Origin of the sequence: Cellulosilyticum lentocellum DSM 5427 (assembly GCF_000178835.2) — a bacterium.
GTDB classification, from domain to species: domain Bacteria; phylum Bacillota; class Clostridia; order Lachnospirales; family Cellulosilyticaceae; genus Cellulosilyticum; species Cellulosilyticum lentocellum.
Genome location: NC_015275.1, coordinates 3,358,224 through 3,380,857, shown reverse-complemented (window position 1 = coordinate 3,380,857; position 22,634 = coordinate 3,358,224). Strand labels below are relative to the sequence as shown.

Annotated in this window: 23 protein-coding genes; 18 read left to right on the top strand and 5 right to left on the bottom strand. The window is 33.5% G+C overall.

Going from position 1 to position 22,634, the window contains the following annotated elements; translation table 11 throughout:
- The first annotated feature begins 6 nt into the window (after positions 1-6).
- On the top strand, positions 7-411 hold the full coding sequence (locus tag CLOLE_RS15610; RefSeq protein ID WP_013658095.1) for a secondary thiamine-phosphate synthase enzyme YjbQ: 405 nt from the start codon (positions 7-9) through the stop codon (positions 409-411).
- Positions 412-517: 106 nt separating this feature from the next.
- On the top strand, positions 518-955 hold the full coding sequence (locus CLOLE_RS15605; RefSeq protein ID WP_013658094.1) for a hypothetical protein: 438 nt from the start codon (positions 518-520) through the stop codon (positions 953-955).
- Between the two features lie 5 nt (positions 956-960).
- Here the strand turns inward: CLOLE_RS15605 and CLOLE_RS15600 are convergent, their stop codons facing one another.
- Positions 961-1,698: an HAD family hydrolase gene (locus CLOLE_RS15600; protein ID WP_013658093.1), complete on the bottom strand. Its 738-nt coding sequence runs from the start codon at positions 1,696-1,698 to the stop codon at positions 961-963.
- A 127-nt stretch (positions 1,699-1,825) separates the two neighbouring features.
- Between CLOLE_RS15600 and CLOLE_RS15595 the strand changes: the two genes are divergently transcribed.
- The 7 genes from CLOLE_RS15595 (at position 1,826) to CLOLE_RS15565 (ending at position 10,064) form a co-directional block, all read left to right on the top strand.
- Positions 1,826-2,878, top strand: coding sequence for an SGNH/GDSL hydrolase family protein (locus CLOLE_RS15595; protein ID WP_013658092.1), 1,053 nt, complete (start codon positions 1,826-1,828; stop codon positions 2,876-2,878).
- Positions 2,879-3,088: 210 nt separating this feature from the next.
- A complete protein-coding gene (locus CLOLE_RS15590; RefSeq protein WP_242825805.1) occupies positions 3,089-3,289 on the top strand; it encodes a cold-shock protein in 201 nt (66 codons plus the stop codon).
- A 197-nt stretch (positions 3,290-3,486) separates the two neighbouring features.
- Positions 3,487-5,955 carry a beta-mannosidase gene (locus CLOLE_RS15585; RefSeq protein ID WP_013658090.1) on the top strand — a complete coding sequence of 823 codons (2,469 nt, stop codon included), beginning with the start codon at positions 3,487-3,489 and terminating at the stop codon, positions 5,953-5,955.
- Between the two features lie 47 nt (positions 5,956-6,002).
- On the top strand, positions 6,003-6,191 hold the full coding sequence (locus CLOLE_RS15580; RefSeq protein ID WP_193763563.1) for a hypothetical protein: 189 nt from the start codon (positions 6,003-6,005) through the stop codon (positions 6,189-6,191).
- 215 nt (positions 6,192-6,406) lie between these two features.
- Complete coding sequence (locus CLOLE_RS15575; RefSeq protein WP_013658088.1) at positions 6,407-7,138, top strand: polyphosphate polymerase domain-containing protein; 732 nt, start codon at positions 6,407-6,409, stop codon at positions 7,136-7,138.
- Positions 7,120-7,800, top strand: coding sequence for a DUF4956 domain-containing protein (locus CLOLE_RS15570; RefSeq protein ID WP_013658087.1), 681 nt, complete (start codon positions 7,120-7,122; stop codon positions 7,798-7,800). The genes CLOLE_RS15575 and CLOLE_RS15570 overlap by 19 nt, the downstream gene beginning before the upstream one ends.
- A gap of 26 nt (positions 7,801-7,826) precedes the next feature.
- A complete protein-coding gene (locus CLOLE_RS15565; protein ID WP_013658086.1) occupies positions 7,827-10,064 on the top strand; it encodes a carbohydrate-binding domain-containing protein in 2,238 nt (745 codons plus the stop codon).
- A 44-nt stretch (positions 10,065-10,108) separates the two neighbouring features.
- Here the strand turns inward: CLOLE_RS15565 and CLOLE_RS22025 are convergent, their stop codons facing one another.
- The 3 genes from CLOLE_RS22025 to CLOLE_RS15550 form a co-directional block, all read right to left on the bottom strand.
- Positions 10,109-11,476 (bottom strand): VanW family protein, encoded by a 1,368-nt coding sequence (locus CLOLE_RS22025; protein WP_013658085.1) that lies wholly within the window; start codon positions 11,474-11,476, stop codon positions 10,109-10,111.
- Between the two features lie 6 nt (positions 11,477-11,482).
- Positions 11,483-12,121 (bottom strand): hypothetical protein, encoded by a 639-nt coding sequence (locus tag CLOLE_RS15555; RefSeq protein ID WP_013658084.1) that lies wholly within the window; start codon positions 12,119-12,121, stop codon positions 11,483-11,485.
- 354 nt (positions 12,122-12,475) lie between these two features.
- A complete protein-coding gene (locus tag CLOLE_RS15550) occupies positions 12,476-12,892 on the bottom strand; it encodes a putative ABC transporter permease (protein WP_013658083.1) in 417 nt (138 codons plus the stop codon).
- Between the two features lie 116 nt (positions 12,893-13,008).
- Here CLOLE_RS15550 and CLOLE_RS15545 point away from each other — a divergent pair, with 116 nt between their 5' ends.
- From CLOLE_RS15545 to CLOLE_RS22015, 3 genes are all read left to right on the top strand, one after another.
- On the top strand, positions 13,009-14,403 hold the full coding sequence (locus CLOLE_RS15545) for a cation:dicarboxylate symporter family transporter (RefSeq protein WP_242825747.1): 1,395 nt from the start codon (positions 13,009-13,011) through the stop codon (positions 14,401-14,403).
- Between the two features lie 155 nt (positions 14,404-14,558).
- Positions 14,559-15,185: a M23 family metallopeptidase gene (locus tag CLOLE_RS22020; RefSeq protein ID WP_013658081.1), complete on the top strand. Its 627-nt coding sequence runs from the start codon at positions 14,559-14,561 to the stop codon at positions 15,183-15,185.
- A 98-nt stretch (positions 15,186-15,283) separates the two neighbouring features.
- On the top strand, positions 15,284-15,874 hold the full coding sequence (locus CLOLE_RS22015; protein ID WP_013658080.1) for a DUF4358 domain-containing protein: 591 nt from the start codon (positions 15,284-15,286) through the stop codon (positions 15,872-15,874).
- Between the two features lie 51 nt (positions 15,875-15,925).
- On the opposite strand, the gene CLOLE_RS15530 is transcribed toward CLOLE_RS22015, so the two are convergent.
- Positions 15,926-16,384, bottom strand: a complete 459-nt coding sequence (locus CLOLE_RS15530; RefSeq protein ID WP_334290685.1) for a peroxiredoxin — start codon at positions 16,382-16,384, stop codon at positions 15,926-15,928.
- Between the two features lie 123 nt (positions 16,385-16,507).
- On the opposite strand from CLOLE_RS15530, the gene yaaA reads away from it, so the two are divergent.
- From yaaA to CLOLE_RS15500, 6 genes are all read left to right on the top strand, one after another.
- Entirely contained in the window at positions 16,508-17,281 is a 774-nt protein-coding gene (gene yaaA / locus CLOLE_RS15525; RefSeq protein WP_013658078.1) for a peroxide stress protein YaaA, read from the top strand.
- Between the two features lie 236 nt (positions 17,282-17,517).
- Positions 17,518-17,850 (top strand): hypothetical protein, encoded by a 333-nt coding sequence (locus CLOLE_RS15520; protein WP_162145085.1) that lies wholly within the window; start codon positions 17,518-17,520, stop codon positions 17,848-17,850.
- Positions 17,851-17,994: 144 nt separating this feature from the next.
- Positions 17,995-19,806, top strand: a complete 1,812-nt coding sequence (locus tag CLOLE_RS15515; protein ID WP_013658076.1) for a hypothetical protein — start codon at positions 17,995-17,997, stop codon at positions 19,804-19,806.
- Positions 19,807-19,957: 151 nt separating this feature from the next.
- Complete coding sequence (locus CLOLE_RS15510) at positions 19,958-20,560, top strand: hypothetical protein (RefSeq protein ID WP_013658075.1); 603 nt, start codon at positions 19,958-19,960, stop codon at positions 20,558-20,560.
- Between the two features lie 94 nt (positions 20,561-20,654).
- Complete coding sequence (locus CLOLE_RS15505) at positions 20,655-21,155, top strand: hypothetical protein (RefSeq protein ID WP_013658074.1); 501 nt, start codon at positions 20,655-20,657, stop codon at positions 21,153-21,155.
- Between the two features lie 161 nt (positions 21,156-21,316).
- Entirely contained in the window at positions 21,317-22,561 is a 1,245-nt protein-coding gene (locus CLOLE_RS15500) for a HAMP domain-containing protein (protein ID WP_013658073.1), read from the top strand.
- Positions 22,562-22,634: the final 73 nt, after the last annotated feature.

Here is a 22,634-nt window from a genome sequence, read left to right as displayed (position 1 = left end):
GAAAGGATGAATTTATTTGAACATGAACTACAGATAACGAGTAGACAGATGCTTGTAGATATTACAAGTGCAGTAAAAAAAGATTTAGAAAAAAGTGGAGTAAAAGAAGGGATTGTAGTTGTTTATTGTCCTCATACTACTGCGGGGATTACCATTAATGAGAATGCAGACCCTGATGTCAAAATAGATCTTATTTATGGTTTTGAAAAGGCTTATCCTACTACAGACAAAGAGTACCTTCATTATGAAGGGAATTCTCATTCACATTTAAAAGCCAGTACAGTAGGAAGTAGTGAAACACTCATCGTACATGATAGTGAACTTATCTTAGGAACGTGGCAAGGTATTTATTTTTGTGAATTTGACGGTCCTCGTGTACGCCATTTTTATGTGAAAATTATGGAAGGCTAAGAATAAGCAAAAACAAAGTGATGGGGCAAGCTGCATAATTCTAAACCGTTATCCTCATAATAAAGGCAAGAGTTTCACAGCATAGATAATGAGAAAGGGTTTTTAGATGAAATATATAGTACTTTCCCCAGATCAAAAGCTTATTGGGTTTGAAGATAGCGAACATGTTCTTGAATATTGCTTGGAAGTAGATAATGATAGCTTAGATGATTATTGTGAAGAGCAAGAACTGGTTTATGAGACTATGACACCTACTGAAATAGGGCAACTTTACACGAATATGGGTGCTATTTCAGGAGGATGTCAGATTTTTTTAGTAAGTGATATACTTAATTTAATGAAAGAAAATGCAGTAGATGAGTATTATATTGAAGAGGCCAAGGCACTCTTTGAAAGCAAAAATCTTCTAAAAGAAATGACTTGCCCTGGCTATATAGAAGATCTATTAGGAGAACTGACACCTATTTATCCTTCTAATTTAACAGAAGGTATTTATTTTATGGAAAACATAGATGCACCTAATGATGAAAAGGATAATGGTTAGGACTGTCACTTAGTTATGCCCTCAATTTTACTAAGTATAAGGGAGGTGGCTTTAGTAAGGCCGCCTCTTAATACCTTATATTGCGCATGAAAGTCTTTAGGATAATGAGGAGATAAATTAGAATGGATGTAAAGTGAAGCTATGCCGCTATTATAGGCACCTTCACAGTCAGCATTATAATCATTACCAATCATTAAGCAATCTTGAGGAAGAAGTTTCTCATTTTTTAAAAGTATTTCATAAAAAGCTGAGTCGGGTTTACAGCAACAGTAATCTGAAGAAAAATAAATACCATCAAAATAATCTTCAATACCTAAAATACGCATTTCTTTTAAGGTAAATTCTCGTTGGGCATTGGAAAGTACAAAAAGTTTCTTGCCAGCTTTTTTTAAGTTACTAAGGAGCTCATGAACACTAGGATAGAGCTTAACATATTTAGTAGAGAGAATCCGAAAGCACTGCATAGCCGAAACTGTTAAATCAGCAGAAGGTATGACTGCTTTAGCAAGAAATAAATCTCTAAATACTTGTTCTAAAGGAAAATCAGGATAAGGGGTATGTGTTTGCTTAGTTTTATAGAGACTTACTTTTTCTATGTAGGCATCCTTTAAAGTGGTAGCTGTATAAAGAGCACCATTAAAAGCATAAAAAGAACTAAGCTTTTGCCAAAGTAGTGAAGATTCTTCATTAGTATGAATGTCAATTAAAGTACCATATAAGTCAAAAAGATAGTGTTTGTACATATAAATCTCCTTTGTGAATATTCTGAGTTTATTATAGTTATAAAATGAAAAGTTATCAACATTAAAAAGGATTAAAGAAATAGTAAAGTAGTAAGGGATTAATCTTAAAGGAATGAGGATGTAGGGAATGAAATATCAACCAACTGAAAATAATGTGAGTATATATGGAAGAACTTTAACAAAGGCAGGAATGCTTTATCTTGGCTATTCTTGTACAGGGATAGCTTTTACTTGCGCAGCTAGAAGTGTAAAAGCACGTTTATGGAGTAACAGTAATGCATGGGGAAGTGATTTAAAGGCAGTAGTGGCTGTTTTCGTCAATGATGAACTATATAAACGTTTTGTCTTAGAGGAAATAGAGGCCGATTATGTCCTTTATGAATCAGAGGAAGTGAAGTCTGTAAAAATAAGTTTAATCAAGTTATCTGAAGCGGCTTTTGCCAAGGTGGGGATTAAAGAAATTGATATAGAAGGAAATGATGTGCCAAGACCTATCGGGCCAAAAGCAAGAAAGATAGAGTTTATAGGTGATTCCATTACTTGTGGTTATGGGATTGAAGGAGAGTGGAACAAGTCTATCTTTAACACAAGAGAAGAAAATCCATGGGAAGCTTATGCAGCTACTACAGCCAGAGTACTTGAAGCGGATTATCATCTTGTTTCCTGGAGTGGTAATGGTATTATATCAGGGTGGACTGAAACAGGTGAAATCAATGATGAATGTTTGATGCCAGAGCTCTATGAATATACAGATTTAAGTTTAGAAAAGTCACTAGGGCATGAAAGTTATGAGAAATGGGATAGTAAGCGTTTTGAGGCAGATTGTGTAGTGGTTAATTTAGGAACCAATGATGCTAGTTATACTAAGCATGAGCCAGATCGTATAGCTGCTTTTGGAAGAGGTTATTATCAGTTTTTAAAACGTATAAGAGAAAAACAGCCTAAGGCTTATATTGTTTGTACTTTGGGCGTTATGGGGGCAGACTTATATCCTGAAATAGAAGCTCAAGTAGCACGTTTTAAAAAAGAAGAAAAAGATGAACGTATAGCTACTATGGCCTTTCGTTTACAAGAAGAAAGTGATGGAATTGGTACAGATTGGCATCCTAGCATGCTTACACAAAAAAAGATGGCAGAGCAACTTATAAATAAGCTTCAAGGTTTACTGAGTTGGACATAGATAAAAAGATTTTATTTAAAAATAAAATAACAGTTTGACAGTTGTATGGAAATCGTATATAATAAAAACGTACTTGATATATGTTTATAGATTTCACGCATTATTAGAGATTATAATATATATGATTAAGACGTATATATGTGATTTCTAACAATGCGTGAATTTTTGTTTATATCCATTACAACAATTATTCATAATAGGAGGTACCGCATAATGACAGGTACAGTTAAATGGTTCAACGCAGAAAAAGGTTTTGGTTTCATCGCTAGAGAAGATGGAGATGATGTATTCGTACATTTCTCAGCTATCCAAGGTGACGGATACAAAACTCTTGAAGAAGGTCAAAAAGTTAACTTTGAAATTACTCAAGGTAACCGTGGCGCTCAAGCAGAAAACGTTACAAGAGCTTAATTAGCGAACTAAAAGTCCAAGGGATTAGTCCCTTGGACTTTTTTTGCTATATTCTTTATGAGGTGAGAAATCTAATAGATGAAAGTCCTAAAATATATAAATGAATATTTTTACGATTTCTGAATAGAATGATGCTATTTTCATGCTAAAAGCTATTATAAAATTTAATTATAGATACATTTTAAGGAGGAATTAGCATGAAAGGAATAAAATTGAATGGTAAGTGGCAATTTAAAAGCCGAAAAGATCAGGATTGGTTAGAAGCTTATGTACCAGGCACTTTATATACAGATTTACTCAGATTAGGCAAGATGAAAGATCCTTTTTATGGTGAGAATGAGGAAGAAGTAAAGGCCTTATCAGAATTAGATTATGAATACAAGAGAAGCTTTGAGGTTTCAGAAGCATTATTGACTCAAGATAAAATTGTTCTTGAATGTAAAGGAATTGATACGATAGCAGAGATTTTTATTAATAAGCAAAGCGTCGGAAAAACTAAAAATATGCATAGAACTTATGAGTTTGATGTAAAAGGTATACTAGAAGTTGGAATGAATGAGATTCATATTATGATTGATTCACCACTTCAATACATCAAGCAAAAGGATGAAGAAAAATCCTTATGGGGGGTATCAAGTACAGTCCCAGGTTATCAACATATTCGAAAAGCTCACTGCGCCTTTGGGTGGGATTGGGGACCACAACTTCCTGATATGGGTATTTTTAGAGAGATTGCTATTAAAGCATATAGCGAGGCAAGACTGACAGATTTATATGTCAAACAACAACATAGTACTGATGGTGTAAAGCTAGGAATAGAAGTAGAAATAGAAAAGCTTACTTCAAAGGAATTACTTGTTGAATGTCAAATAAGTGATGCTAAAGGGCAGATGGTTGCTCATACATACGAGGCAGCAAATGACTTAACAGCATTTAATATAAATATTGAGAATCCAGAACTATGGTGGCCTAATGGATATGGTAAGCAACCACTTTATGAAGTTAAGGTTATTTTAAAGAATGAAGATAAAGAGTGTGATGTTTTAAGGAAAAGAATAGGTCTGCGCACCTTAAGGATTAAGAAGGAAAAGGATCAATGGGGGGAAGGTTTCTGTTTTGAAATAAATGGCCTCAGTATTTTTGCGCTAGGTGCCAATTATATTCCAGAAGATAATTTGATGGGAAGAAATACACTAGAAAGAACGAGAAGAATATTAGAGACTTGTATTCGTTCAAATTTTAATTGTATACGTGTTTGGGGTGGAGCTTATTACGCAGAAGATTATTTTTATGACTTATGTGATGAACTAGGGCTTATTGTATGGCAAGATTTTATGTTTGCTTGTGCAGTATACAATTTAACAGAAGACTTTAAAGACAATATTATGGCTGAATTTGAAGATAATATTAGACGACTAAGAAATCATGCAAGTCTTGGATTATGGTGTGGTAATAATGAAATGGAATCAGCTTGGTGCTATTGGGGACTTCCTGAAGACCAGAAGCTGAGATTGGATTATCTTAAAATGTTTGAAGAAATACTTCCAGAAATGGTAAGAAAGTTTGATCCACAAAGATTTTATTGGCCATCCTCTCCTTCTTCAGGAGGCGGATTTTTTGAGCCAAGCGCACAGGATAAAGGAGATGCACACTATTGGGATGTATGGCATGGTAAGAAGCCGTTTGAGGATTTTGAAAATCAGTATTTTAGATTTGCCAGTGAATATGGTTTTCAATCCTTTCCTAGCATGAAGACCATTAGAACGTTTGCAGAAGAAAAGGACTTTAATATATATTCTCCAGTTATGGAGCAACATCAAAAATGTATTGATAATGGTCATGGGAATGCAACAATAATGTACTATATGGCTCAATACTATCCATACCCAAAGAATTTTGAGATGACTTTATATGCATCACAAATTTTACAAGGAGATTGTTTAAAAGTTGCTATCGAACATTGGAGAAGAAATCGTGGTAGATGTATGGGATCTACTTATTGGCAATTAAATGATTGCTGGCCAGTAGCTTCTTGGGCAACTATAGACTATTTTGGAAGATGGAAGGCATCTCAATATTATGTAAAAAGGGCTTATGCACCAGTGCTTATATCTGCTAAAGCAGAAGAGGGAGGATGCAGCTTATACATTACTAATGATACATTAGAGGTGTTTAAGGGAGAAGTAAGTTGTCAGATTGTACATCAAACTAAAGGAGTACTTCATGAAGAAGTATTTGGAGTAACAGCTGAGAGCTTATCAGTAAGGCATATGATAACCATTCCGTATCAGCAGTATATTACTAATAGAAGTGATGAAAGAAATATCTACATTGTTTATAAGCTCTACAGTGATAAAGTATGTATTAGTTCAGATACATTATTATTAGTTAAGCCTAAGCAATTTGAATTTAAGGAGCCTGGGTTAAAAGTTGATATAGTAGAATATGAAGACCATTTCGGAATAAAAGTAAAAAGTGATGTATTTGCAAGGCGTGTAGGAATTGAGTTTAAGGAAATCGATACGATATTAGAAGATAACTATTTTGATGTATATCCTAATATAGTCAAAGAAGTTAAGTTGATGAAAACAGACTTAGATAATGATGTGACAAGAGAAATGCTACAAGATCAAATCAAGCTTACTAGTGTATATGATTTAATGTAAGCAACAAAGTGAAGAAAGGCAAACTGTAGTTGCAGTTTGTCTTTTTTATGCATATTAGGCATTTAAGTCCTAGAATTATCAAACTTGCAATAGCAACTGATAAGAGAAGTCTATGGCATATTTGTAAAGCGATTAAAAAAGCAAATATATTAGAAAACGGACAACTTTACTTTAGTACAGATATGGAAGAAGGAAAAACATGGTTAGTTAGTGATGAATTTAGAAACAAGGCTTAATTTTAAAGTAACAAATAAAAATGAATAGCTTTCATTAATTAGGGTGTATTGCGTGGAATTGTGCAATATGCCTTTTTAACTTGAAAATAACCTTAAAAAACTTTTCTAAACCTTTAAGATTAATTTAAGGAACGGCTAGTATACTCATTACATAATCAGTCAGCTAAGCGCTATGATATAAATAATCAATAGGAAACGGAAAGGGAGGAAAAGCAATGGCTAGTACAAAAACCAATTATGTTTTTGAGCGTGTAGAAAAGAAGTACTTGCTAACGAAAGAAAAATATCAAGCACTCTTAAAAGCAATAGAACCTTATATGGCTCAAGATGAATATGGTATGCATACTATTTGTAACATTTACTATGATACACCTACCTATGATCTCATTCGAACTTCCATAGAGAAACCTAAGTACAAAGAGAAGCTTCGTCTGAGAAGCTATGGTAGACCTAATAAAAAGGATACAGTGTTTATAGAAATTAAAAAGAAATATAAAGGGGTTGTTTTTAAAAGGAGAGTTTCTTTAACGTTAGAAGAAGCAGAGCGTTACTTAAATAGTGGTATCAAGCCTAAAAAAGAGAATCAGATATTTAAAGAAATTGATTACTTCATGGCATTTTATAAACCTATTCCAAAGGTTTACTTAGCTTATGACAGAATTGCTTACTTTGGTAAAGCGGACTCTAATATTCGTATTACCTTTGACCATCATATCAGAAGTAGGCAGGGAGATTTAAGCTTAGGAAAAGGAGATTATGGTGATTTTCTTTTAGATAACAACGAGTACTTAATGGAAATCAAGGTACCCTTAGCCATGCCACTGTGGTTAGTGCATACGTTATCAGAATTAGAAATTTATCCTACTTCCTTTTCGAAGTATGGAAATGTTTATAAACAAAGCTTATTAGAAATGAGGAGGGAACAAAGATGCTTACAAGCATACTAGATACAGGAGCAGGAACAGGAACACTTCAATTAGGAAACGTTTTAATTTGTACAGGAATAGCATTGATTTTAGGTGTAATCATTGCTTTAGTTTACATGTCAGATGGGAAATATACGAAGAACTTTACAGTATCTTTGGTGATTTTACCAGCACTTATTCAAGCGATTATTGCAATGGTTAATGGTAATTTAGGAACCAGTGTCGCTGTTTTAGGAGCTTTTAGTTTAGTAAGGTTCCGTTCAGTACCAGGTAATTCAAAGGATATTTCTTATATTGTATTTGCCATGGCAATTGGACTAGCTACAGGTGTAGGCTTTGTTAGCTTTGCGGTATTAATGACAGTGATTATTGGTATAGCATTCTTCCTATTATTTAAAACAAAATTTGGAGAAAAACAATCTCCAGAAAAAGAATTAAAGGTAACTATTCCAGAAAATATTGATTATACCACTATATTTGATGATCTATTTGCAAAGTTTACAAACAAGGTAAGTTTAGAAAGAGTAAAAACGACTAATTTAGGTAGTATGTATGAACTACATTACATGATTGCTTTAAAAGAAGAGAATAAAGAAAAACAATTAATAGATGAACTACGTTGTAGAAATGGTAATTTGCCTATTGTATGTGGTAGGCCAAAAGTAACGAAGGAAGAACTGTAGATAAGACTGATTGAGAAGGTGGTATGATGAATAAGAGATTAAGAAAGAATATACGCTTGCTAGGCATGATAGTTTGTATAAGTTTATTTACAGGTTGCAGTAATAAAAAAACAGACATAGCTAGTCAAACGCAGCAAGAAACACTCACAGTAGAAGAAAATCAATCCAATAAAGAAAATACCATAGGAGAATCCTTAATAGCTCAGGTCGTTAACTACGAAGAAGATGATTACTATACATCATGGGAAAATACTGTGGCAGCAACTATTGAATTAAAGGAAGACCAAATTAGTTTTGAAGGAAATGGTGTAAAAGTAGAGGAAAGTACGCTTACTATTGAAAAAGCAGGGACCTACGTAATAAGTGGAACATTAGCAGATGGAAGTATTATAGTAGATGCAGCAGATAAGGCAGCAGTACGCCTTGTTTTAAATGGCGTAGATATTAATTGCACTACAACTGCTCCTGTTTATGTCAAACAAGCCGGTAAGGTAGTTTTAAGTCTAGAAGAGGGGACAACCAATCGTTTTACAGATGGAGAAAGCTATATATTAGAAGATGCCAGTAGTGATGAGCCTAATGCAACTATTTTTAGCAAGGATGATTTAACTATTAACGGAAAAGGTAGCTTAGAAGTAATAGCCAATTACAATAATGCCATTACCTCTAAAGATACTTTGAAATTAATGGAAGGCACATTACAAATAGAAGCAGTTGATGATGGGGTGATGGGGAAAGATGCTGTCATCGTAAAAACAGGTAATGTTCAAATCACAGCAAAAGGTGATGGTATTAAGGCCACTAATGATACAGATGAGACAAAAGGGTTTGTAGCCATAGAAGATGGAAACTTTAATATAGTAGCAGGAGCTGATGGCATTCAAGCTAAAACAAATGTCTATATCGCAGAAGGAACGTATACGGTAGAAACTGGTGGAGAAAGTGCTAATGCAGTTAAAAAGCAAGAACAAAATCAAGTGGCTGGACCTATGGGAAAGGGCCAAACTAAGGTCAGCACGACAGCTACGCAAGTAGAAGATACTACAGCGACTACTACAACGGAAAATACAGATGAATCAACTAGCTACAAAGGCATTAAAGGAAGCAAAGCTATTTATATTAGTGGAGGTACTTTTACATTAAACACAGCGGATGATAGTATCCATAGCAATGATACCATTGCCATTAGTGGTGGAGACATGACTCTAACATCGGGAGATGATGGTATTCATGCAGATACCCAGCTAAATATAGGAGAAGTAAAATTGACTATTACAAAGAGCTACGAAGGACTAGAAAGTAGTGAAATTAATATTACTTCTGGAGAGATTAACGTAATGGCTAGTGATGATGGTGTTAATATAAGTGGAGGAAATGATGCTTCCGCTATTAATGGAAGACCTGGACAAAATAGTTTTGCAAATACAGAGGATGGCAAGCTCACTATTAGTGGAGGCACTCTTTTTGTAGATGCTTCAGGTGATGGTTTAGATGCAAATGGTTCAATTGAAATGTCAGGAGGCACAGTTGTTGTAAATGGGCCAACCAATGATGGCAATGGTGCATTAGATTATGATGGTAGCTTTAATATAACTGGTGGTGTATTCATCGCTGCTGGTAGTGCAGGTATGGCACAAGTACCTTCAAGTAGTTCTACTCAACCAAGTATAGCCATGACTTATTCAGCAAATAAGCAGGCAGGAGAAATGATTCATTTAGCTGATAGTAATGGTAATGCTCTACTGACTTTTGCACCTACTAAAGCCTATCGTTCTGTAGTCATTTCTATACCTGAAATAAAAACAGGAGAAAGCTATAGTTTTTATACAGGAGGTAGCGTTGCAGGTAATGCTACTAATGGTTTATATGAAACAACTGCTGCTTATACACCAGAAGGAGAGGCTGTTAGCTTTACACCAACTGACATAGTCACCTATTTATCAGAATCCGGTGTGACAACAGGAAACAGTGGTTTTGGGCCAGGTGGTAATGGTGGAGGTGGAAGAGGTGAAAAGCCAGATAAAGGAGCTGCAACTCAGGATGGTACTACACCTCCAGCTATACCAGATGAGAGTAATAGACCAGCTTTGCCAGAAGGTACAATGCCTTCAGAAGGAACAATGAAACAAGGTGGGGAAGGTATGACACCACCAGAGAAGCCTACTGGGGAAAAAGGTGCAAATGGAACACCACCAGAAAAACCAAGTACTGAAGGCAATCTAGATACTACAACAGCTCCAAGTGAGAATAGTAGTGCACAGTAAATAAAAGCAAGGACCATTGTCCTTGCTTTTATTATTAACGCTAATTAATTACCTGTTTTATATATCGTAGGTGCAGCTGCATAAGTATCCCAAGAAATAATAAGAGATTCTGTTAACTGTTCTTTATTATAGGTTTCTCTAATAGTTTTAACTTTATAGCCTTTATAGCCAGAAGAAACTAATGAACGTGTTCCTTTAGGTAGCGAACTATCTTTTTTATAACGAACAGGTGAAGGAATAACTTTGTAAACTTCACTTTTAAGGACATAAGTTGTATCTAATAAACTGTGATTAGAATATAAATCAATACAAAGCTCATTATCTTTTGTATAAGCTACGATATAAAGAGGATATTCTAAGGTATTAGTAAACTTAAAATCAATAGAATCCCAATTGATTGTAGCATCTAGTCCCATAGGTACATAAGAAGAAGGCCTAGAATGAGGCAGTCTTTCTGTAGGAAGTAAGCCAATTTGCAAGATGGCATTATATAGGGTAGAAGAAACTTGGCATACACCGCCTCCAACCCCCTGTACCATTTGATAGTTGGCAATAACAGGTGCATAGGTATAGCCTTTATCTAGCGTTGTATTACCTACTATACCATTAAAACTAAAGGTTTCGCCAGGCATCAGTAGGGTATTATTAATGGTAGCAGCACAAACAATAATGTTGGTAGCGTTACCTGTACCTGGAGTAAAACGCGTGTGATAAGAGGTGACAAGAGTATCAACAGTTTTTAGTACTTCCGTAGTAATATCAGGATTGCTTGTTGAAATAAAAGAATTCATATCGATAGTTGTTATGTCAGCCAACTGTTTATAGTCCATTAGATAGTGATGAAGTTTTTCTAAAAGCGCAGTCTTATCAAAAGAAATGGTTGCAACATGAGGTGTTAGCTTAATATCACCGCTTGGTGTAATGTGAATAGCTGCATCTTTAGAATCAACAGTTTGACTAGTAATCAAATTAATTGCAGCTGTTTGTAATTTTTGCTCATCAAAATTTAATGAGATTTCAAAGTTTTTAGGGGCCTCTCCTTCTAATAAAGCTGTTTTATCTAAAAAAGATAACTGATTAGGATAGTGTAAGGCTTCCTGAATAATGGCCGTCAAGTTTGTATCAATTAATAAATCGCCTAAAGAAAGCTGAAGACGAGTATCACCTAATGTTAAGATTAATTGCTTATCTAAAATAGGGTTTAGATAATACTCGTTAACAACAGTGATGGCTTCTTCAGCTGTTTGATTACCTATATCTATATTATTAATAGAAATATTTTTATAAAGTCTTACATCGTACTGTGCAAAAATAGAAGAAAAACCTAGGATACCACTTATAATAATAGCTAATCCACCACAAAGAAGTTGCAAAACAAGAAGTTTAAGTATGTAAATTTTATTTTTTATCATAGGCAGCTAGTTTTTGAAGAAATTTAAGATATTATGAATACGAGTTTCTTCAGTTTCGACTAAAGTGGTTTCTTCTTGAATGAGTTTTTCTTTTAAGCGGACTTGTTGATGATACTCAGCAATGATGGCATTTAAGCGATCAATCTCTTGTTTAAGCTTTTCAATATCATTAAGATTAGCAGTAGTATATTCATCAATAAACCCTTTTAACTTAGTTGAACGTGTATGACCATCATCTAATAGTTTATCAATATTCATAGCTGAGGCTTTAATAATATTATTGACGGTTGTTTTCTTGACAAAGTCAGGTAATTCTGCTGGTAAAGCATTGATTAAGTTTTCTAATAAGTAAACAGAATCTGTAACAGCAACAGTATCTAGGTCATATTGAGTATAAATTTCTTTAATACTTAAATGACGGTCATAAGTAGCTGCTTTTTTGATATCTTCTTCAGAAATAGGGTTTGGCATAGTCGGTGGCTCCTCTATTATTTCTTGTACTTTGATAGTTTCTTCAGTCTCAATTTCCGGCGTTACTTCTACAGCTTCTTCAGAGGTAGCGAAAGATGAAACTTCTTCATCGGTAGTGGAAGTATCTTTTTCAACAAATTTATACTTTTCCAATATAGACATCATTTTTCCCATCTAGTTGACCCTTTCTCTTATAATATTTTATTTATAATATGATATGTATTATGTAAGTGTTTAATAGGATGCCTCCTATAAGAATCAGAGAGGCGGATAAGATATAATAAGCCTTGCGGGTTAATTTATAATCTATAAAATGTAATAACCAATTAATGAAATACATTAAAACATTAATGACTATTACAGTTGAGCATGTCCCTATTAGTAGATAAAAAAAGAGCATTTAGGTACCTCTACATCATTGTTTAATAGAATCTTAATAAAAATAATAAGATATTTAACGTCATACAATATTATATAATATTAAATATCTTATATCAACATATTTAAAAAAATGATAAGATTCGAGAATTAAAATAATTTATAATGAGGTTTCCCTTCTCCAAAAAGCTGCCAGCGAATAAAATCATCTAGAAAAATAGCAGGCAAGGATAAAAAGAACCATATAAAGCTAAAGGGCAAGCAGACTTGACCTAATATGTTAAAAGGAAGATGGCTATAATCCCAAATAGCAAGATGTAGGCCTAAGTTGAGAATGACTCCAGCTACAAATTCTAAGGCAGTAATAAGAATGGCAGACATGGCCATTTGTTTAATTAAGGAAAAATCATAACTAAAGGTGCTATTAATAAGGCCAATTAGAAGGAAGCAAAGGCCTCCTAAAATGCCCATAGTCCAGTGAGTACTTCCACTAAAAAGGATTTCAATCATCATATATAAGAGTCCACCTAGACTAAATAGGGTAAAATATTTAAAAAAAGTTTTCATATCAATTTTCCTTCCAAAGAAATGTTAAAGTTAGTATGAACGGGGAGGTATTGACTTATACTAAGGTTTAAGTTATAAAAGAAGGATATGTGAAACATAAATAAAACAGAGACAACATGGAGAAACTAGAAATGGAACAAAGTACTTTTTTGACACAGTTTTTATTGTTAAGTAATCCACTAACAGTGGCATTTATTGGTGTATTAATCATTTTATTTTTTGGTATTAGACAAATGGAAAAAAGAAAAATTAAGTTTTCTATTCGCATGATTATAAGTACAATAATTGGGCTTGTACTTGGACTTATTATTCAATGGGTAGCTGGATTTCCAGAGATACCAAAAGATATTGTGTGGTTAAGTGAAGTATCTAGCTGGTATGGGCTAGTAGGGAATGGTTTTATGGATCTTTTAAAGATGCTTGTCGTACCACTGGTATTTTTATCTATTGTGAGAGTTATTATGAATATGCAAGGAGAAGGTATTGGGAAGCTCACTGCCAAGACTATAGGAATGCTTTTAGGAACCACTGTTATTGCAGCTATTATTGGTGTTATTGTAGGACAAATCTTTGGATTAGGTTCAGGAGATATTGTGGTTATCCAAGACGCAGAAATACGTGAAATGTCATCTATTGTAGAAACTTTTAGAGGACTTCTTCCGGCTAATCCTGTTAAAGCCATGGCAGAAGCTAATATTGTTGCAGTCGTTATCTTTGCAGCTTTTATTGGTATCGCTATTAGAAGGATGAGCAAAAAGCATGGGGAAGTGATAGAGCCATTTGTAAAATGGATAGAGGCCTTTTACAAGATTATTTTAAGTGTAGCTATGACGATTATTAAATTTATGCCTTATGCAGTTATTGCACTTTTAGCTAATACAATTACTGCAAGAGGTGTAGCAGCCCTAAGCTCAGTACTTCACTTTATAGTAGCTATTTATTTAAGTTTAGCCATTATGTTTGTGATTCATTTAGGAATAGCTCTAGTGAATGGTCTTAATCCTATTCAATATACAAAGAATGTATTAGAGCCGCTAGTACTTGCTTTTACATCACGCTCTAGTTTAGGGACTTTACCTGTAACGATTGAAGCACTTCATAAGAATGTGGGAGTGGATGAAGGAGTGGCTAGCTTTGTAGGAAGTCTTGGCTCCAATATGGGTATGAATGGCTGTGCTGGTATTTATCCGGCTTTAATGACAGTGATGTTAGCCAATATGACAGGTACACCAATGGACTTTAGTTTTTATGTGATGTTAGTCATTATTATCACTATTAGTTCCCTAGGTATAGCTGGTCTACCAGGAAGTGCTACTATTGCGGTATCTGTGGTTATATCAGGAATGGGAATGGGTGCGTATTTCCCACTAGTAGGTGGGGTTATTGCTGTTGACCCTATCATTGATATGGGACGTACTATGGTTAATGTAAGTGGGACACTTATTAGTGCTACTACAGTGGCAAAAACAGAAGGTAAATTAAACAAAGAGATATTCGGTAAGAATGAATAAAAGAATATAAAGAATGATAAATAGAAATAGTTAAAAAGGAAGAATTTTAGAATAGTAAGTTCTAAAATTCTTCTTTTTTTGCATTGCAAAATATTTACTCATATAAAAATATAAGATATAGTATAATTATGTAGAAATAAAGGGGGAATTATAGCATGAAGCAGTTTAAAAAAGTAAGTTGTATTTTATTGATGCTTCTAGTATGTAGTACAGTGGTGCAAGCAGAAGAGATAACACCAGTAGTGACTAACGACCAAACAACTGTATATAGAGATACAAGTGAAATGAAGTTAGATTATATACAGATACCGGGCTTTCTAGTAAGTCCTCTCCAACAAAAAGGAGAGGTACTAGCACCTTTTAATCAATCTAGGATTGGCTATTTTCATCAAGGAATAGATATTAGAGCAGCTGAAGGAACCCCTATTTTTGCAAGTGCTGATGGCACAGTGACTAAAGCAGCACCTGATTCAAAGGGTGTCACTAAAGGCGGCGGACATATGATTTTTATTGATTATGGCAATGGTGTAGAAGCAAGGTATATGCATTTAAGTGCCTATGGGGTAAAAGCAGGTGATCATGTAAAAGCTGGTGATATTATTGGTTTCACAGGAAACACCGGTGACAGTAGTGCACCACATTTGCATTTTGAATACTACATTGGTGGACAGGCTATCGATCCTGCTTTTATTTTTGAAGCAAGTGGCATTATTGGAGATGAAGTAGTAGTGCCTATCAGTCAGAAAAACAATGAAGAAAGCTTTTTGGTTATTCAGGGATAAAAAATTAAATTTATGGGAACCTAAAGTGAAAAGGATACGTCTAAACTAATGGCTAGTTAAGTTTAGCAGATTATTAATTGACTTTAGGAGAAAGAAAAATGAAAATAAACAAAAAACTTTTAGCAGTAATCATGACATTAGTAATTGGAAGTGCAGCTTTAACAGGTTGTGGGCAAAAAACAGAACAACCATCAGTAACGCCAACTGAATCGCCAGCAGTAGATGAAGTTACACCAACTGAAACACCAGTGGTAGATGAGAATACAGGCGGAGTGGCAGGAGAAGAAGTGACAGGAGAAACAGATCCAACACCAGCCCAAGAAACTTATTTTGTAGCAGTTGATGGTATTGAAATGCCAGCAGGAATGGCTATGGATAGCACTATGTTTGCTGATACTTATGGTATTGATACAAGCTTATTAAACAGCTATTATGTACAAATGCCAATGATGAATGTACATGCAACAGAGGTTGCTGTATTTGAATTAAAGGATGCTAAAGATGCTGATAAAGTAATGGCTGGTATAGAAAAAAGACAAAAAGCTTTAGTAGATCAATGGAAAAGTTACTTACCAGAACAGCTTGAATTAGTTGAGAACTATAAAACGGCACAAAAAGATAATATGATCTTATTTGTTATTAGTCCAGAAGCAGATCAAATTGTACAAAAATTTGAATCAGCAAAATAATATAGAAAAAATAGAGATAATAAAAAGCCATGGATTCCCATGGCTTTTTATTTATAGTCCTAACTCACAAGCAACAGCTTCCACATGACCTGCTACCTTTACTTTACGATAAATTTTGGTAAGAATTCCCTTTTCATCAATCATAAAAGTACTTCTTTCAATACCCATACTTATGCGTCCATACATATTTTTTTCTTTAAGTACATCATAAAGTTTACATACCTCTTCATTGCTGTCCGAAAGAAGCACGAAAGGAAGATTGTATTTAGCAATGAATTTATCATGAGAAGCAAGGGTGTCACGGCTTATACCTAAAATAATAGTATTTGCATCAGCAAAGGCATTAAAGTGGTCACGAAAAGCTTCCGCTTCTCTGGAACAACCTGGTGTATTATCCTTAGGATAAAAATACAAAATAACTTTTTTACCTAAATAATCACTTAAACGATGCTCCTTTTGGTCCGAACCCATTAAAGTAAAATCAGGAGCAACCATACCTTCTGTTAAAATCACATCTGACATTATATAACCTCCTTAGTAATAAAGTTCTAATTAATAATTATTATCCTATAAAAAGTATTGTTTGTAAAGAGAATCGTGTGTAAAATAAAAGAAAAAGTATAAGGAGTGCCTATGTATATTATTATTTCACCAGCAAAAACATTTAAAATACCTGAGAATACATCTTATAAGCCTTATGTACCACTCACTTTTCACGAGGCCACTAGAACTTTAGTAAAGCAGCTTTCACAATATACCGTAGAGGACTTAAAGCAGCTCATGAAAATGTCAGAGGCTTTAGCAGAAGTAAATGAAGCCAGATATAAAGCATTTTTTAATCCAAGCCAAGACAGCTATGAAGCTATCTATGCTTTTTATGGTGAGGTTTATAAAGCCCTCCAAGTAGAAAGCTTAGATCATGAAGCTATAAGCTTTATGCAAAATCATATGGGCATTTTATCGGGTTTGTATGGTTTAATTAAGCCTTTAGATAGGATACAAGCCTATCGACTAGAAATGGGGACAATACTTTCAGTAGGAGAGAAGAAGAATTTATATGAGTTTTGGAAAGACGATTTAACAAAATATGTCTTAGCTCAGCTGGAAAGACAAAAAGAAAAAGGCTTTTTGGTCAATTTAGCTTCAGAAGAATATAGTAAAGTATTAGACTTAAAAGCAATTAGTAAACAATATCCAGTTATTCAAATGAGCTTTAAAGAAGCTAGTGGAGAAAATTATAGAGTAGTAGGTATGTATGCTAAAAAAGCTAGAGGTCAAATGTTACGCTTTATTTGTGAAAATAAAATAGAAGAAGTAGAGGAGTTAAAGCGGTTTTCAGAATCTGGATATAGCTGGAATAAATCACTATCTACAGAGAAACATTTAGTATTTACAAGAAATAAATAAAATGAAAAAGATAAAAAGGGAAAAGGCCTTCCAGGGGAGTTGGAAGGCCTTTATATGGGGTTAAAAATAGATAACTTAAGTATCTAGGATTACATCATAAAGGTTTAATGTGATGATTAAGTGAAGGGAAAATGATAATTAGAAGAAAACATAAAAATACAAAAAAACATTATCCATATATTCAAAAGTTACAGAAAATATGATATAATAATTTGTGTAATATGATTAATAAATAGATGAGAAGAGGTGGTTATATGGGTGAAGCTGCTACAGTTGCTTGCCAGCCAATGACATTCCAAGGTGAAGAAAGTCGTCATAGCAATAATTTTTGTGTTAATCAGTTACCGCATAAAGATAAATTACTTTGGCATATCATTACGAAAACGGATACTGACACAGAAATTAGGTTTAATGTAAAAGAACATCATACGTACAAAGAGGATGATCTAAGATTTGAGAATATCCAAAATGGTACGATTACCCCGTATTATGCTTATAGAAACCTATATATATCAGAAGTAAAAAATGTCACTGGCCATTTTATTGTAAGAGTAGAAGCTATTGATTAGAATAATAAATTTAAGATCATGAGAAAATATGAAAAAGATGTTCTTTAAAGGGCATCTTTTTTATTTTTACATGTTTAATAGTTTGGTTTATTTGGAATAATTAAATGAGATAAAAAATTTAATATTTATAAGGGAAGTGAAACCGTGATTTCAGTTGTAGTTGCTAAAATAGCATTAATAGTAATAACAACCTTACCTTTACCTAGTCTGAAAATAAACTATACTCAATCAAACATCTTAAAAGAAGCTAAGTCGTATACTAAAAGTAAGATAATAGACATAAGAGATTGGCATGAGCTACAAGCTAAAAAAGAGCCAGTAAAAACTTATATAGAAGAAGTTGTATCAACAGAGAACCCAGGGGATATTCAAGAAGAAAAAACAAATGAACAAGAAGAAACGAAGGGTGAGGAAGTAGAGGAACCAAGAGAAGAACAAGGTAATACACAAGAAGAAACACCAACTGAATCAGAAGAACCAAACGATGAAGAAGGTGTAGAGTCACCGAAAGAAGTAGACAATATGCAAGAAGAAAAAACAAATGAACAAGAAGAAACGAAGGGTGAGGAAGAAGAGGAACCAACACAAGAAGGTAATACACAAGAAGAAACACCAACTGAATCAGAAGAACCAAATGATGAAGAAGGTATAGAGTCACCTAAAGAAGTAGACAATATGCAAGAAGAAAAAACAAATGAACAAGAAGAAACGAAGGGTGAGGAAGGAGAGGAATCAACAGAAGAACAAGGTAATACACAAGAAGAATCACCAATCGAATCAGAAAAACCAAAGGATGAGGAGGCACCACCAGCAGAAGAAACAATTAAGGAAGAAGAGGTAGCTAAGCGAGAAGTTACAAGCGATTGGAAGTTAATAGAGGATGTTTACATTAAGGGAGACTTATATCTTTTAAATGGTATAGTCAATTTAGAGGGACATACCTTGCATGTAGAAGGTAGTGTTTATCATAGGGGTGGGCAGTTAAAAATTTCAGATGGCAACTTGAGAATTGAAGGTGATTATTTATTAAAAGGGGTAGATGGAAAGACGGGTGAGGGACAATTAATAATGAAGCATAGAAGCGGCATAATGGAGGTAGGTAGAGATGTTTATATAGATACACAAGCAACTCAAACAGATCAAATGAAGGCAGGAACACTTATTATAAAGGGAGACTTTATTCAGTGTACTAGTTTATTAGGAAGCTATACGAAGAGAAATGACTTTATACTCGTTTTAGCGGGTGAAGATAATCAATGTATCAGTGTGAATTGTCCTGATACGATTAACCGTATTGAGTGGCTTGTTATAGAAGGTGATGCAGAGAGAGAACTTTATTTTGATACAAATCAAATTGTTAGCGTACAAAATTTGAAAGCAGTTGTTACCCCCAAAATTCGTGATGGCAAAAATCTAAAGATAATTGAAAATGTATTATTAGAAAATGGGATATGGCAAGGTGATTTAAGAATTGATAACATCGCATTGCATAAGCCAGTTGTGATTCAAGGTGATTTAATAGCAGACACAAGCGTTACTTTAGTCAATAAGCAAATAGAGGTTAAAGAAAATTATATTCAGCGGATAGGTACACTTACTTGTATAGATACTTATCTAAAGATAGGAGAAAATCTAATCATTGAACCTAATGCTACTTTAAGTATGGAGGGTTCAAAAAGTAGATTAGAAGTAGAGGGTAATTTAGAGATTAAAACAGGTTATGAAAAAGCGGGGCGTATGAAGCAGGGGACTTTAGTCATAGGAGGAAGTATCTACAAAGAAGGAAAGAGGTGTAGTTTTTATACGGAATCAGAACTCCTAGTTATTTTAAAAGGAAATGAGAATCAACTCGCTTATATCACAGGAAGTAATATACAATTAGAAAAGCTTCAACTGTTACAGCCTATAGAACAGTATCAATTTGACTTAGAGGTAAAATACAAATTAGAAAACTAGAATGCGTGTTTGTCACCATTGAAGAAGGAATTAGTTTTCTTCAATGGTGACAAACACCTTGTTAATAGGAATATTAACAGCATTTGTGTAAATAAGTGAAAAGAATAAGAAAATAATATATAATAAATGTAGTTGAAGAGAGGAGCGTAAGATGAACGCATTTGAAAAGAAATACAAACCATTTAAGAAGCAATTTATTATTCCTACTATTGTTTTTATTTTATGTGCGGTAACAAGTATTTTTTTGTTTTATCAGGGCAAGGCAAGAAGTATAGATCCACCTAAAACTAGTTTTCTTGTACCGGGAACTACTATACTTGATCTAACACAGTCAGGTCGATATACGATTTATTTAGAATTAGATACTTTATTTGAAGGTAAGCATTATGAAGCACCTGAAGTTATAGAGGGACTAAAATGTGAAGTGATGAAGGATGAGACTAAAATAAAGGTTGAAGCAGCAGATTTGAGTTATAGTTATAATAGAAATGGTCAAAAAGGCGAATCGTATTTTAATTTTACTATCGAAGAGCCAGGGAGCTATACTATTATTACGACTATAGATAATGAGCAAATGAAGGAAGCTGTATTATCTGTAGGACTTAAAAATGAAAAAATGGTTAGAGTACTGCAATTTACTGTAGGTGCCAGTGTATTAATGTTAGTTGGAATATTTGAATTTATAGGTTACATGATTTATGGTCTTATTAAGTTAATGATTTATAAAACTAAATTAAAACAAAATACATATTGATAAGAGCTAAAAATAAAGAAGATGGATATTAAAAGTAATATAGCGTTAGCAATAAAAAATGGACTAGAATAAAACTATTAAAGGAGGGTGTATAATGGGAAAACTTTATCAATTCCCTGAACATAAGCGTTATAATTCCTATAAAGCACCTACCTATTCAGAGGATCAACAGCTTTTACAAGGGATGATGCATGCGCTTATTGCAACTTATCAAGAAAAAATTTCCCAATTGGAGAGCTATAAAGAGGAAATTAGGGCGTTGAATGAAACAAAGTGTGATACAGCTAAGGAGATGCTACAGTTAGTTAAGCAAATGCAGAAGTTATTTTTCAAGTATGGTGTTTATTGTAACTTTTATCGTTTTTATACTTTAAATCATTTATATATACTCTATTTTAACGATACAAATTTAATTTACACCTTTGAGGATAATCATCGAATGGATGTTAATCCATATACGCCAAGTCAATTTGAGGAACAGTTTAGTAATTATCCTTTTACTTTAAATTTAGAAGATGAAGTGTTTGAAGCTTTTGATAAGCAAATACAAGATTTGAGAATTACTATAATTACGCTGACCAATACACAAATTTAGTAGCTAGGAAGTTAAGTTGAAAATTGTTATTTTAAAATCTAATAATAGTCTAACAAAGTAGATTTAAATTGAAAAATTCTCAAAAATTGACAGCTAATTCGATTTACTATACGATAGAAATGATGTAAAAGGAAGTTGTAAAGTAAAGAGGATGTGATTGTTTGACAGTATCTTTGAGAACAAAAGTAACGGCAATGACTTCATGTATTATTGTAGCCGTTTTCTTATTGACTGGAATTGTTTATTATGAAAGTATTCACAGCTATGCTACACATAGTGTATATAAACAAGCTTTAGGTATTAGCCAAGTAGGGCAAGCCATGATAAATGGTGATGCTCTTCAAAGAATTGAACAATTAAAGGATAAAGAAAATCAGGATTATAAGGAAGTTAAGGGTGTTTTAACAACATTAGGACACTTAATAGAGAGGGGAGATATATTTGCTATAAATACCTATGAACAAAATCTTGTTTATTTATCTGATAGCGTAAAAGAGAATTTTGTATTAAGTTATGAGCGTTTACCAAAAGAAAGATTTATAAGCGTGTTAAATAAATTAAAAATAGGAGAACCTTTCTATTTTAAAGACTATTATGATGAATATAATAAAAATATACTATGTGGCGTTTTAATGCCAATATTTAATTCCGATCAACAGCTAGTGGGGATGGTAGGCTATAAAATAGAAAGAGATCTCTTTTATTTAGATTTATATTTGGTTAGATGGCTCATTATATTAAGTACAGTAGTGTCTGCATTGGTTTGTATAGTACTAAACTATTTTAGCTTTAAAAGGGTATTGAGACCTGTTGATAAGCTAATGAATACTATGAACAAGGTAGCTAAAGGTGATTTTAAAATAGAAGCAGATGTCAATAGGAAAGATGAGATAGGCAAAATTAATAGAAACCTAACTGAAAGTTGTGAACGTATTAGCCAGATGTTTGAGCATATTACTATTTCATCTACTAGCTTAAAAATGATTGCAGAAAGAATCTTAGAAACTTCCAAGAGGGGGTTAGTTGCTTTGGAAGAGATTACAAATTCAACTAGAGAAATTTCTCTTATTTCATATGAACAAGTAGATAAACGAGAAAGTGCTAAATTGGCTATTACCTATTTAGAGGAAGATATAAGAATTGTTATGGCTGAAGTAGATAAGGAAAAGAAAGAATGCAAAGTGAGTGAGGAATTTATTGAACAAATGGCTACTCATATAAGTACAATTAAGCAAAAAATATATGAGTTAGACCATGTGTTTGAGATTATTGATAAGCATACCGTTAATCTAGCAGCTGTTACAGAAAGACAAATGGCTGTATCAGAGGGATTTACAGCTATGGCAGAAAGTTTAAATCATGAATCAGAAAGCTTGAATAAAAGTGTATCGCGGGTAAAAGTGTAATAGATAAAAAGAAGTATCTTTTGGAGGTTAGGTTGCAAAGGATACTTCTTTTGTTATATGATTAATATTAAAT